At 37.5% G+C, this 13,753-nt stretch carries 10 protein-coding genes; 6 read left to right on the top strand and 4 right to left on the bottom strand.

The genetic code is table 11. The features are described 5' to 3' along the window. Nucleotides 1-69 precede the first annotated feature (69 nt). The gene (locus BW142_RS08360; RefSeq protein WP_076924564.1) at nucleotides 70-867 is read left to right on the top strand and encodes a hypothetical protein; all 798 of its coding nucleotides are present in this window, start codon (nucleotides 70-72) and stop codon (nucleotides 865-867) included. Nucleotides 868-873: 6 nt separating this feature from the next. Here the strand turns inward: BW142_RS08360 and BW142_RS08355 are convergent, their stop codons facing one another. After that, the gene (locus BW142_RS08355; protein ID WP_076924563.1) at nucleotides 874-1,278 is read right to left on the bottom strand and encodes a GFA family protein; all 405 of its coding nucleotides are present in this window, start codon (nucleotides 1,276-1,278) and stop codon (nucleotides 874-876) included. Between the two features lie 247 nt (nucleotides 1,279-1,525). Here BW142_RS08355 and BW142_RS08350 point away from each other — a divergent pair, with 247 nt between their 5' ends. Both BW142_RS08350 and BW142_RS08345 read left to right on the top strand, forming a co-directional pair. Next, nucleotides 1,526-2,404, top strand: a complete 879-nt coding sequence (locus BW142_RS08350) for a hypothetical protein (RefSeq protein ID WP_076924562.1) — start codon at nucleotides 1,526-1,528, stop codon at nucleotides 2,402-2,404. 151 nt (nucleotides 2,405-2,555) lie between these two features. Next, nucleotides 2,556-4,403, top strand: coding sequence for an ABC transporter ATP-binding protein (locus tag BW142_RS08345; RefSeq protein ID WP_076924561.1), 1,848 nt, complete (start codon nucleotides 2,556-2,558; stop codon nucleotides 4,401-4,403). 131 nt (nucleotides 4,404-4,534) lie between these two features. On the opposite strand, the gene BW142_RS08340 is transcribed toward BW142_RS08345, so the two are convergent. The 3 genes from BW142_RS08340 to BW142_RS08330 form a co-directional block, all read right to left on the bottom strand. Next, nucleotides 4,535-4,954 (bottom strand): MAPEG family protein, encoded by a 420-nt coding sequence (locus BW142_RS08340; protein ID WP_076924560.1) that lies wholly within the window; start codon nucleotides 4,952-4,954, stop codon nucleotides 4,535-4,537. Between the two features lie 189 nt (nucleotides 4,955-5,143). Next, on the bottom strand, nucleotides 5,144-7,348 hold the full coding sequence (locus tag BW142_RS08335; RefSeq protein ID WP_253188810.1) for a tetratricopeptide repeat-containing diguanylate cyclase: 2,205 nt from the start codon (nucleotides 7,346-7,348) through the stop codon (nucleotides 5,144-5,146). A 413-nt stretch (nucleotides 7,349-7,761) separates the two neighbouring features. Then, nucleotides 7,762-8,871, bottom strand: coding sequence for an endonuclease/exonuclease/phosphatase family protein (locus tag BW142_RS08330; protein ID WP_076924558.1), 1,110 nt, complete (start codon nucleotides 8,869-8,871; stop codon nucleotides 7,762-7,764). A gap of 296 nt (nucleotides 8,872-9,167) precedes the next feature. Between BW142_RS08330 and BW142_RS08325 the strand changes: the two genes are divergently transcribed. The 3 genes from BW142_RS08325 to BW142_RS08315 all read left to right on the top strand — a co-directional run bounded on the left by BW142_RS08325 (nucleotide 9,168) and on the right by BW142_RS08315 (nucleotide 13,527). Continuing rightward, complete coding sequence (locus BW142_RS08325) at nucleotides 9,168-11,459, top strand: peptidase U32 family protein (protein ID WP_076924654.1); 2,292 nt, start codon at nucleotides 9,168-9,170, stop codon at nucleotides 11,457-11,459. An 11-nt stretch (nucleotides 11,460-11,470) separates the two neighbouring features. Beyond that, complete coding sequence (locus tag BW142_RS08320) at nucleotides 11,471-12,130, top strand: glutathione S-transferase (protein ID WP_076924557.1); 660 nt, start codon at nucleotides 11,471-11,473, stop codon at nucleotides 12,128-12,130. A 134-nt stretch (nucleotides 12,131-12,264) separates the two neighbouring features. Further along, nucleotides 12,265-13,527, top strand: a complete 1,263-nt coding sequence (locus tag BW142_RS08315; protein WP_076924556.1) for a valine--pyruvate transaminase — start codon at nucleotides 12,265-12,267, stop codon at nucleotides 13,525-13,527. Nucleotides 13,528-13,753 lie beyond the last annotated feature (226 nt).

Raw genomic sequence — 13,753 nt, 5'->3', positions numbered from 1 at the left:
ACAATAATCTATTATAAAGTGTGTTTTTCATGGCACACTATCATTGTGTTTATATAAATAGTTTAAGTTATGCGCCAGCTAAAAGAAGATACAGTTAAAAGTAACCTTATTGAATCGCAGCAAAGTGCATACGGTCCCATATGTGTGTACCAAAATAAAGAATATCGTTGGCTAACCCTTGCACAAAAGGCCAATGATGACATAACTATTCAAGGTGTTATGAACCTAACACACCCTGAGCAAGTAATCGTTCCTGTAAATCAATGCATGCTGTTGTTTTTACTTAAACCGGAAAATACATTAAACATACTAAATTTAGGTCTAGGCACAGCAGGGTTTGAGCGTGTTATGTATTACTTGCAAAATAATACGCCATATATAAATGCCATAAATACATTTAATACGGTAGAAATAAACACAAATATTGCCTCTATTGCTGCCCAGCACTTTAATTTACCAAGTAACCACAACACCTATTTACAATGCGCCGAGCAATATATTTCGCAATGCTCTGATCACTTTAACGTGATCACTATCGATATTTTTAGTGGTGAATATCATCAGCCTTTTTTAACCAGCTATAGCTTTTGGCAAAACATAAACCGCTGTAGTGAGCCAAGTACTCAAGTAATCATTAATTTAAACCCGCAAACTGGCAAAGAGTTGCAAATGCTTTTAGTGCTTTTAAGGCAACATTTTAAGTGCTTAGCGATAATAGAGTTTAACGAATACAAAAATATAGTAATCATACTAAGCCAGCAAACATTAATGCACATAAACGTTGATGAAATACAAAACTCACCTGTGTTTATAAATTTTGCGCCAAACCTTTATAAAAGTATTAACAGTATTTACCACATTGAATAAAATGCGTTACCGCCCAGGTTCATGTTTTTCATAGCACGGTAAGCTTGTTTCTAGCTGCTCCCAGTTAGCTTTAGACGTAACAAAATTATGCGATAATACCAGCTCAGTAATATCGCTATCGAATATTCCTAAACGAATTCGTATTCTGCTTTTGTCATCATTGTCGCTACTGTAAACCGGCGAGCCGCAACATTTACAAAAGTAACGAGTGCGCCCTGGTTTAAAACTAAATTCACTCAGCTGCTCTTGTCCTTTAGTTATTATAAAGTCCTCAGTATTTACAAAGCCATTGGTTGCAAATGCAGTCCCGCTGTTTTTTCTGCACAGTGAACAATGACAATGAATAATGCTGGTTATACTGCCCGACACTTCAACCCTTACTTCACCGCACAAACACGAACCCGTATACATATAACATCCTAACTATTAAATTATTTTAAACTCAGCTGAAATTTGCTGAGTTGATTTAATGGATAAGTTTACTGGTTAATTTTTTGAATGGAATAATAATTTTTATATCTTCGCAGTTCCCACGCCATTACGTATTGCTTTAATGATTGACATAAAAACATTAAATTGGTTATATAACTCTCAATAAAAACTATAGCCAAAATTTAAATTGGTTAACCAAATATCAATAATATTACGAGAGCCAATTATGTCTTCCAAACACATTTTAATTCTATGTTTGTTTAGCACGCTATCAGCATGTTCAACCATTCAAAAAAGTACATCGAGCGATTGGCTGCTTATTGATAATTTTGAAAACTCTCTTAGCGACTGGCAGAGTGTCGATACGCAAAATGAAACTAAACCACAGGTTAAAAACCCACAAATAACGGTTATACAACCAGAACAAGCATCTACATCTACATCTACATCTACATCTACATCTACATCTACATCTACATCTACAAATCATTATTTACTAAAAAAGCCTGCACGCGATGGCATTGTTGGCAATCGCAAAGCGCTTTCTTATACAAAGCTTCCACAAGCGGTTGAAGTTGGTCAAACCTACACATTTTATATACGTATAAACGTGGCTGCTTTCCCTAATAACCATGCTTTTGGATTAAGCAACCTCATGCCAGAGCTAATTAATAAACATGCGTACGATGCGTTTGAGCCTACACTTCGCGTAACCGATAAAACAGAATCAAACGGGCTTGTAAACGATGGCGCATTAATGGTTAAAACCGGCAATGGGTATAGCAACATTCAAAACTACACTACCAAACAATCGGCCAAGCCACTGCAAACAAATACATGGTACGATGTGTGGTATGTTGTTAATAACGCAGCAGCCTCAAAGCAAGGTCAGCAATACGATGTTTACGTAAAAGGCGGTGAATTTAGCAAGCAAACACTGGTGTATAAAAATGCACAATTTAGAATGAAGCGCGAACAACCTCTTATATACTTTTTAGCAAACTGTAATACAGGCCCGATTAAAAAGCCTTACGGAAATGGTGGCCTCAGATATGACGATTTATACATGAGCAAAGGCAAAAACCTAAATAACCCAATGCTATAAAAGTAAGTAAAGTGCTTTTTTGATGCTCTTTTTGACATAGGTTTATATAAATAATGCTCTAGTATATTCACAATTAATACCTTACAAACCTGCATTTAAAAATACTTAAATGGTATGATACGCATCATTATTTGCCATTTAAGTTTTTAAAATGTATCGATTATTTGAAAAAATGACAAAAGCATTTCCTGAGGACCAACCCACTCAGCCGCCTTCTACTTTATTTGCTTTTTGCCGTCACTACACCAAAGGAATGGAGCTCTCGCTGCTGCTAATGTCAATCAGCGCCGCCATGCTCGCTATTTTAGAGGTTTCTTTATTTAGCTACATGGGCCAACTTGTGGATTGGTTAACCGCCTACACACCCGAAACCTTGTTTGTAGAGCAAAAGCCTGCACTTATCAAAATGGCTGTTATGCTATTAGTTGTGCTGCCCGTTGTTGTATTTTTTCATTCTGCTATTTTGCACCAAGCATTACTAGGCAATTATCCCATGTCGATTCGCTGGTTAGCGCATCGTTATTTACTGCGTCAAAGTGTTAGCTTTTATCAAAATGAATTTGCAGGAAGAATAGCCACTAAAGTATTACAAACCTCTTTAGCCGTTCGCGAAACCGTTACAAAGCTACTCGATGTATTAATGTACATAGTGGTTTACTTTGGCTCTATGGTGTTTTTAGTGGCCGAAGCTGATTGGCGGTTAATGATTCCGCTACTGGTTTGGTTAGTTTTATACATTTTCGTGCAGCTTTACTTTGTACCGCGCCTTAAAAAAATTGCCAGCTCACAAGCAGATGCTCGCTCAGAAATGACCGGTCGAATTGTTGATAGCTACACAAATATTTCTACTATTAAGCTGTTTTCGTATACCCAACGTGAAGAGCAATACGCAAAACAAAGCATGGATGTTTTTTTACAGCCGGTGTACAAACAAATGCGCTTGGTCACCAGCTTAAACTTTGTTATTCAAAGCTTAAATTACCTATTGGTATTTTCGGTGGCTGCGGTCTCGCTTTACCTATGGTCACTTAGCGCAATTAGCGCAGGTGCTATTGCAGTGGCTGTTAGTTTAGCGCTTAGGTTAAACGGTATGGCGCAGTGGATCATGTGGGAAATAAGCAGCTTATTCGAAAACATTGGCACCGTAGCCGATGGTATGAAAACATTTTCTAACCCTATTGAAGTTGCCGATAAACCAAATGCCGATACACTTAACGTAAGCCAAGGTGCCATTGAGTTTAACAACGTACACTTTAACTACGGAAAAGCTGCAAACGAGACTAATCGCAGCCCAGTAATGAATGGTTTAAACTTAAATATTAAACCTGGCGAAAAAATAGGTTTAGTCGGTCGCTCTGGTGCAGGTAAGTCAACACTTGTTAACTTACTACTGCGTTTTTACGATACCGACTCTGGCACAATAAAAATTGATGGTCAAAACATCACAGATGTAAGCCAAGAAAGCCTACGTCGTTATATAGCGATGGTTACACAAGATACGTCCCTGCTACATCGCTCAGTAAAAGACAACATTTTGTACGGTCGCCCTGATGCAACGCAAGCTGAGATGATAATCGCTACTAAACAAGCTAAAGCACTTGAGTTTATAAATGACTTAGTAGATAGCAAAGGTAACAAAGGCTTTGACGCACAAGTAGGCGAGCGCGGCGTTACTCTTTCGGGCGGACAGCGTCAGCGTATTGCTATTGCACGTGTGCTACTTAAAAATGCACCCATACTTATACTCGACGAAGCCACCAGCGCACTCGACTCAGAAGTAGAGGCAGCAATTCAGGCAAGCCTTGATGATTTAATGACAGGCAAAACAGTCATCGCGATAGCGCATAGGCTCTCAACCATTGCACAAATGGATAGATTAATTGTACTTGATGATGGCGGCGTAGTTGAGCAAGGCACTCATGAAGAACTAATCGCTAAAGGTGGAATTTACGCAGCTCTATGGACACATCAAACAGGTGGGTTTATAGGCGTCGATTAGCCATTAATATTGCCTTACTGTAGACGTGGTTTATATTCTGCTGCTACCTAAACAAAAAAGCGAAGATGCCTTAAAGGCTCTTCGCTTTTTTGTTTAAAGTTATAAATAGAGTTTATAACTTTTTTAATAAATTAAGAGATTAGTCTTAACCCTATCATTATCAGCATAAACACATTAGCAAGCACCCCTATTAAAAAGAAGTAACTACGTGGGCTTGGGTTTTTCTCTGTTGCGATAGCATAGTACAGCACCATATGGATTAAGCGCGCAATTAAGTACACCCAAACACACATTGCAAAAATAGGGCTCTGTAAATTAATTACAAACGCAAATAAAACAGTACCTATAAATAACGCGCTGTTTTCAAGCGTATTATGAAATGTACGATGTGCTCTAAAAATAAAGCTGTCGTGCGATAAATCATCGCTAATTTTACCTGGTACAGCATTAGGCTCTTTAGCTTTGCTAAACGTAGCGACCGCCCACTGTACAAGCAACATAATTAAATAGAGGTAAAATGCCAAATAGGCCGAAAGTGCAACTTCTGTCATTGTTAAGTTCCCTGTTTTGTTTTTTAACTTAGTTAGGGGAGCAATATCAAAGCCAAAGTTAATACCTTGATATTTGAAGGATTAATTTTTTCAGCCCAATCACATATGTAAGTAACTCACAGCGTTGTATAAAATTTACTTGTTATGATTTTAAAAATGAAATCAAAACTGAGCCATATACAGTTGGGTTTACTCCGATCTAAAAAGCTTAAATTCTTCAAACGAAGCATCCCATAATACAACTTGGTTACGACCCAAAGACTTAGCTTCATAAAGAGCTAAATCAGCTTGCTCAATTAACTCAGAAGGAGTTCTGGCTTTAAATTTGATTGAGGTAACCCCAAAACTACACGTAACAGGAATCTCATCAAAGATTGCTTCTTCTACTTTAATTCGAATTGCCTCAGCAATCCGAATTGCTTGCTCTTGAGTTGTATTGGGTAAAATAATACAAAACTCTTCGCCACCAAAACGAGCAACACGATCACTTTTACGTATATTGGCTTGTAACAGCTCAGCAACGCCACAAAGTACAGTGTCGCCAATGCTATGCCCATAAGTATCATTAACACTTTTAAAATGATCGATATCGACCATTAAAATACAATATTCTTCAATCTGAGGTAAATTCAAAAAGTCACGATTCATAACCTCAAATAAAATGCGACGGTTATAACAATTGGTCAAAGGATCTCTTGCAGCCAAATAGTCCAACTCTTCATTACGTTTTTTAGAAGCAATAAAACTTCTATAAACCAGTAAAACAATAGCTAAACAAGCAGCTAATAAAAATGCGAGCGCAATACTCGCATATTTGTTTTTTGCAAGCTCTAGCTCTGATATAACCCTAGCTTGGTCAGATATTTCAATTTCATTGTTTTTCTTTTCAAGCTCAAGTTGATGGAGTTTTTCTTTTTCTCTCAAGGTCTCCAGCTCTGTTTCCATCTTGTGAGAATGCAAATGTGCTTTTTCAAGAGCAAGCTTATTTTCGTCTCTTTCGTTTTGAAGAATTTCGGTCAGGGCTATTTCTTCTTCCGCGTAACGAAGTGACTCGTCTATGCGCCCACGCAGCTTTTCGGCTATTCGAATTTCACGATAAGCGTATAGCATATGTAACTTATCATCTAACTGCGTTGATAAAGCGAGTGATCTTTTAAGTAAGATAATCGCCTCATTTGTATCAATTCCAATTAAAATCGCGGCTAACGCTGTTAGCGACTTTATTTCATAAAGTTTATTACCCGTTACTCTCGCGACCGATAATGACTCTTTATAATACTCAATAGCCTTATTTTTATCCCCATGAGCGCGATAAATATTAGCAATAATCCGCGACGTTATGGAAATGTAAGACTTAAGGTTTTCAGCTTTATAAGTTACGTAAGCTTTTTGTGCAAATTTCATCGCCGAATCTAAGTCGCCAGATTCATAGTTAATAACAGCCATCTCTCTCAAAGCCGTTGCCAGCGTTTTTTCCTCAACCATACCTTCTGGTAAATCAATGGTTATTTGATAAAAAAGCTCGGCCTGATCAAATTGCTTTAATCGCGTATATAGCAGTCCCATTTGATTCGATGTTTTAGCAATCCCAAGCACGTTATTTACTTTTTTATAATATAAATATGCCTTATTTACATGCTCGAGTGATTTTTCGTAAAGGTTAATATGACGATAAATAATACCCGCACCTAATAATGCTTTAGCAAAGCCAACAGGGTCGTCAATTTTTTTATGTATTTCTAATGCGCGAGTGGAGTAATCAAGGGCTAAAACTAAATTATCTAAATAGCGCTGCGCTTCTGCTAGTGTATTTAATGTGCGCGCCATCAACTTTAAATCACCTAAATTGGTGTATACCCCTAAAGCTTTGGTATAAAAATAAGCCGTTTGCTCTCTATTTTTAAGCCGTTTATACGACTGAGCTAATTTTTTATATGTTTCACCTAACTTTTTTTGTACAGATTCATCCTCATCAACGAGATACTTTAAAGCAGATGAGTATTGTGCGTTTGCATCAATATATTTTTTTTGGTCATAAAACGAATCCCCTTTAGTAAGAAGTACTTGCGCTATAAAAAACTCATCGCCATACACAAGTGTTGTAGGTAACAAAGTTTCAATGCTTGAAGCAAGTTCGTCATATCGTTTTTCATCTAATAATATTTTTATATAATTAATAGAGGCTTTTATTTGGTTATTAGCATCATTTAACTTGCTGTAATAAACAGAGGATTGTGAATAGTGATGAAGCGATTCATTAATATTATTATTTTTTTTATTCGCTTTACCTAACAAGTTATGCAACTTTGCACTGAGTAATGTGTCATCGGCACTCTGCGCTTGTGACAACAATTCTTTACTAAGTTCGATACTTGTTATGACGTCAGTATCCATAAGTAATTCGGCTCTTTTTAGTAGCCCTTCGCTGGATTCGTTGATCAAACTGTATGAGGTAGTTTCTTGCGCGTAAGCGCTGCTTAAGCTAATAAACAAAGCACAAAGCAAAGCTTTTACTAAAAATTTAGAATTATAAATTCGATTTACGAATAAACAGTGTACTTGCGAAATTAAGTCCATCTTTCGCGTGTGATACGAGTGAGTGTAAAATTCCATATTTACCATTTTAGTGATTTGTTATTAATTTAATGCAAAAATTCTGGCGATAAAATATACACATAAAGACTGCAGGTCAAGTTTCGCTGCAATATGAGTAATTGCTAATTTATGATTTTAGCATAATTATGCATATCGCAACTTAATTCTTTTTTTAGCTTAATCGTGCGCTGTAAGTTATTAGATGAGAAAACCTAGCTTCTTAGTTTAAGGGTAACCAATACAACACCGTGGTCGGTAGTTAAATCATCACGTTCATACTCGGGATTTATTAAGTGCCTATCGTAAGTGTTATAATTACTGACTTCAAAAAAGCTGTCATCGTAACTAGCGTCAAACTCACACGACAATAAAATGTAATCAAGCACAGAGCTGCTTGCGCCGTAGTAATGTGTTGGCGCCCTTAACAGTGCTGGCTTTGTTAGGTTTATATTTTTTACTTGGCTTTTATCCGCTGAATCAGCAATCTCGCTGTTACTACTATCACAATCGCTTTGTACATCGTTTGTTATTGCTTCATCGCTAGAAACCTCATCAATACTTAGCTGCGACTTAATAAACAGATCCCATGAATCATTTAAACAATATTTAGCAAGGTAGGTTTTAGCGTCAAACGCAGGAGCAAAGCGTAATGTATTTGTGAGTAAATGGCTTAATACGCCATCCGCAAGTTCATTATTAAAGTCCCCCATTAATAGCATGGGTTGCTGCGTAGCTTCACGGCGAGTAATCATTTGTATCATTAGTAATGTGGCTTCACTGCCACGCTGAATAGTTGAGCCCCACCCGCCCGCTACATTCGCTTTTAAAATCTTAATTATGTTTTGCTCAGGTGCAAGCTCTTTATTGTGTTCATCAACTTCAATCATTGAGCGCTTAGATTTAAAGTGCACCACATAACAATCAGTATTGCCTATGTGCGGTAAAGTAACGGTCGCTCTTAATACCTTACGACTAAAAGTAAACTCACTATTAAGGCCAAGCGTACTTGCAAGCTCACTATCGTGTTCAACCGCTGCTACTTCAACTATGGGATATTTAGAGGCAATCGCTACGACGGGGCGTCTATAAATAAAATCATCAATTACCTCTGGCGTATCAACTACTGCAAAGTAGTTATAGCCTTGATCAGCAACTAGCTCTTTTAACGAATCAATACTAAACACTTCCTGAAAACCAATCACATCAGGCGCATGTTCTGTTAAGTAATCAGTAATCCAACGCTGCTTTTTAGCCCACTGCTGCGCGGTATAAATTTTCTCAAACTCATAGTATGCATTGGGTGGCTCAAGGTAATTAAACAGGTTAAATGTGGCTATTTTTAGATGGGTATTAGTAATAACAGATTCTTGAATATTTAAATCTGTATCTAACTGTTTAATATATTGATTGCTGATGGGTATCGCCTAAGTAAAGTTGAAAGTCTAGCTTGCTTATAAACTATCATTTTATTACATGTTTACGTAATAAATCAGCCAGCTTAATTGTAATTTTATACACTCTTTTATTTTACTACTTATTATATCCCTCAATAAATAGCATTAACGTGCTTAACCAGATAAAATTCGCGGCAATTAAATATGAGCGAAGTGAAGTTGTCATGAGTAGAAAGATTGAACTATTAGCCCCTGGCGGTGATGTAAACGCGGTAAAAGCCGCCATTGTAGCCGGTGCTAATGCGGTTTATTGTGGGTTAGATACCTTTAATGCACGTAACCGAGCGTCTAATCTTTCGTTTGATGAACTTAACGGCGCACTTCGCTTAGCCCACGAATACGGCTGTGAGATTTTTTTAACGCTTAACGTGGTAATATTAGAGCACGAAATGGGTGCGCTATTTAAGCTGTTAAATCAGCTAGTAAATACAACTCTTGATGGCATTATTGTGCAAGATTTAGGGTTGTTCAACATTGTTAAAAAACACTTTCCTACTTTGCATATTCACGCATCAACGCAGTTAACTACGCATAACGAATCGCAAGTTGAGTTTTTAGCGCGCATTGGCGCTACGCGTGTAAATTTATCGCGCGAGCTTAACTTAACTGAAATTAAAATATTGACCGACGTAGCGCACAAATGCGACGTACTAACCGAAGTGTTTGTACATGGCGCATTATGTATTGCGTTTTCAGGGCAATGTTATTCAAGCTCAGTAAGTGTAGGTAACTCGGGTAACCGTGGTCGCTGCTCGCAAGCATGTCGTGATGAATATGAGCCAACGGCAATGGGTAACAAACACCCATTAAACTTAAAAGATAACTCAGCTTATTTTGACCTACCAGAGCTGGTAGCCGCAGGCGTTGATTCGTTAAAAGTAGAAGGCCGAATTAAAGGCGCTAACTACGTACATACGGTTATTGATAGCTGGCGCAAACAAATAGATACCTTTGTACAAACCGGTAACTTAATTGAAGACGATTCAAGCTTATATAAAGTGTTTAACCGTAACTTTACTAATAAGTTTTTAACCGGCGACATGACCAAAAGCATGTTTACCGACAATCCACGCGACCATAGCTTTGATCACGCTAACGAAAAAAACAACGCGATTTCGGTAGTGCAAATTTACGATGCGCAACAAGAGCTTTCTACCCAAAAAAGTGAAATTGATTCGTTAGTTAAAAAGAAAATTGAGTTTTTAGATATTTCAAAGCGCGAGCTTTCATTAGAATTTACAGGGCAATTAAATCAGCCATTCACTGTAAACATAATTATTGAAGATAAAAACGATATTACCCTTTCAAATAAAAACGCAAAAGAGCCTCTACGCTTTGAAGTTCAATCGCAAATGCCTATGCAAATAGCCGACAAATCAGTTGTTGATATTGCTGCCATTGATAAGCGCTTTAAAACGTTTAGTAATGCCAATTTTGAAATTAAAAATATGGATTACACAAACCTCGGCGACAACTTAAGCATTCCGTTTAAAGAGCTAGCGCGTATTAAAAAGCAAGTCGCTTTTTTATTAAACGAAGGGAAAGACGTTATAGCGCAAGTTGAATTACCTAAACTAGTGAATCACGAAAAAGCCGAAAATATAACTACACTTTCTATTTTAATATCGGACATAAAAGACGCTCACTTGTGTAATTTAACAGATGGTGACGTTTACTTTAAATTACCTGAGAGCTTTAGAACCGATAACGATAAATACATAAATGTATTTTTAGAGCATCCGCAGTTAATTCCATGGTTTCCAGCGGTACTAATTGGTAAAGATTTTGAAGAAGCTGTACGTTTACTCGAGGTTGTAAAACCTAAACTTATTATTAGTAATAACACCGGCGTGGCATACAAAGCAGTGCAAATGGGTATTGACTGGATTGCAGGCCCGTTATTAAACACCACAAACTCTTATGCATTATTAACGCTACAAGAGGATTTAAATGCTAAAGGCGCGTTTATTTCAAACGAGATTAACAAACAGCAAATGCGTAGTATTAAACGCCCTAACAAATTTAAAATGATGTACAGCATTTATCATCCAATACTAATGATGACCAGCCGACAATGTTTTTTCCAGCAAACCGTAGGCTGTAAAAAACCACGTATTGACGCAAGCTGTATGCTGAGCTGTAAAAAAGAAACAACCGTTACCAATGTTAAAGGCATTAGCTTTGCCATTGATAAACAAAAAGGCGGCTACCCGAGCATTTATAACCATGAGCAATTTTTAAATATGGATATTGTGACCGATTACGCTGACAAGTTTGATGAGTTTATGATTGATTTAACCGACATTGGCTCAGGCGATAAAGAAAAGCTAGATAAAACCGTGTTACTTGCACACTTCCAAGATTTAATTAGTGGGCAAACACACGCGGCCGATCAGTTAAATCACATGGTAAAAGTAAAAACACGTCAGCAATATGTTGAAGGCTTAAATAGCTAAGGTAAGTAAACATGACATTGCCATTATTATATTCATTACAACACTGCCCATACGCAATGCGTGCACGAATGGGTATTTTAATGGCAGAGCAACACGTGCTCCTACGCGCTATAAAAACTAAAAATAAGCCACCGCATCTTTTGGAAATATCACCAAAAGGCACGGTGCCTGTTTTATTATTACCTAATGGCCAAGTTATAGATGAAAGCCTAGACATTATGCTCTGGGCATTAAAGCAAAATGACCCGCATAATTTACTGCATACTCAAAACCCATTAGCACTTGAGCGCATGCTTGAATTAATTAAGTTAAACGACACACAATTTAAACCAGTGCTCGAAAAGTACAAATTTTATGCGCGCACAAAAGACATGGCACAAATTTATTACCAAAAAGCCTGCGAAGAGTTTATTAAGCAATTTGAAGCAAAACTAACCACGCATAAATACTTAATGGGCAATGAAAAAAGCCTTGCCGATTATGCCCTGCTACCATTTATTAGACAGTTTGCCCGTGTAGATAAACACTGGTACTTGCAAAGTGAATACACGCATGTGCGCGCCTGGTTAAACGAATTTTTGCACGCCCCCATGTTTACCAAAGTTATGACCAAATTTGATTTGTATATGGACTGTGGCGAAGAGTTTTTATACGGCGTTAAAAAATCTTAACTTAGCCTTTGTTTTATAGAAATTTTATTGTCATAGCCAACTACAAAGCTAAGCATTGAATTATTCTCATCATCGAATTTAAGCCCTTTATTTACGCTATACTGCCCCCCCATTACTAACAAACGCTATGCATTATGAACTACTCAAACTTTGGCACTAAATTTACACAACCCAACGGCATTACTCAGTTAATGGAAGATTTAGGCGGTGCTAAAAACAGCAACAATCCTAATATTGTTATGCTGGGTGGCGGTAATCCCGCATTAGTACCACAAGTAAATGAAGTTTTTTTAAGTGAATTACAAAAACTCGTTGCCAGTAATAAGGTATCGCAAGTATTTGGCCTTTACGACGGCCCAACGGGTAACGACGAGTTTAGGGCTGCATTAGCAGGCCAGCTAAGTAAAGAGTATGCATGGGATATTAACGCCGATAACATAGCACTTGGTAATGGCAGCCAAGCTAACTTTTTTGTGCTGTTTAATATGTTGGCAGGCGAAATGCCGGGCGGCAGCCATAAAAAGATTTTATTCCCCCTTGCGCCAGAGTACATAGGTTATGCCGATCAAGGTTTATCGGCTGATATGTTTGTTGCCATAAAGCCTGATATCGAAATTTTAAATACAGGTAGTGCATCAAAACAGTTTAAATACGTCATTGATTTTAAAGCAGTTGAAAAAGTACTAGCAAATGACAGCAGCATAAGCGCACTGTGCGTATCACGCCCTACCAATCCAACGGGTAATGTAATTACTGACGATGAAGTAAAACACCTTGATTTGCTCGCTAAGCAATATGGCATTCCACTCATTATTGATAACGCGTACGGCGATCCGTTCCCAGGTTGTATTTACACCGATGCAAACCTAACGTGGAACTCAAATATTATATTATGTATGTCACTTTCAAAACTTGGCCTACCGGGTTTACGCAGCGGTATTGTGGTTGCAAACAATGAGATTATTAAAGCAATTGGCCGCGTAAATGGCAGCATGGTGTTATCGCCAAATAGTATTGGTCCAAGCTTAGTGACACGCTTAATTAACGACAACGAACTACTCCCACTGTGTCGTAATGTTGTACTGCCCTTTTATCGTAATAAAGCACACATAGCGATTGAGTTGTTTGATGAAGTGTTTGCCGAATTGCCTGTTTATTTGCACAAAGTTGAAGGCGCATTTTTTATGTGGCTGTGGTTTAAAGACGCAAAAATGACAAGCGAGGTGTTATATCAAAAGCTTAAAGAGCAAGACGTGTATGTGATCCCTGGTCACAACTTTTTTATCGGCATTGACGACAGCTGGCCACACAAACACGAGTGTATTCGTATTAACTATGCTACCGATGCAAGTACACTAAAAAAAGGCTTAGAAGCAATCAAAGCACTAATAAAGTAAATGCATTGATATTGTTATTAATAGCAATATCGGCATCTGTCATTTAACTTGCGTCGCTTATACATTCTCTTGTGATTTACTGCATAAAATATTGTACTTTTTTATGCGGTAAGCATTAACTAAATTTTGAGACTTCGCGTGTAACCTCTACTCGCACCACTTATTCGTTTAAAATTCATGCAAACGCATTGTATCCCCTTTAAATTTATATATAAATTTGTATCCT

The organism is Pseudoalteromonas sp. EB27, from assembly GCF_001974875.1.
Lineage (GTDB): Bacteria > Pseudomonadota > Gammaproteobacteria > Enterobacterales > Alteromonadaceae > Pseudoalteromonas.
Note: the sequence above shows the minus strand (reverse complement) of the source record. Positions and strands in the feature narration are given on the sequence as shown.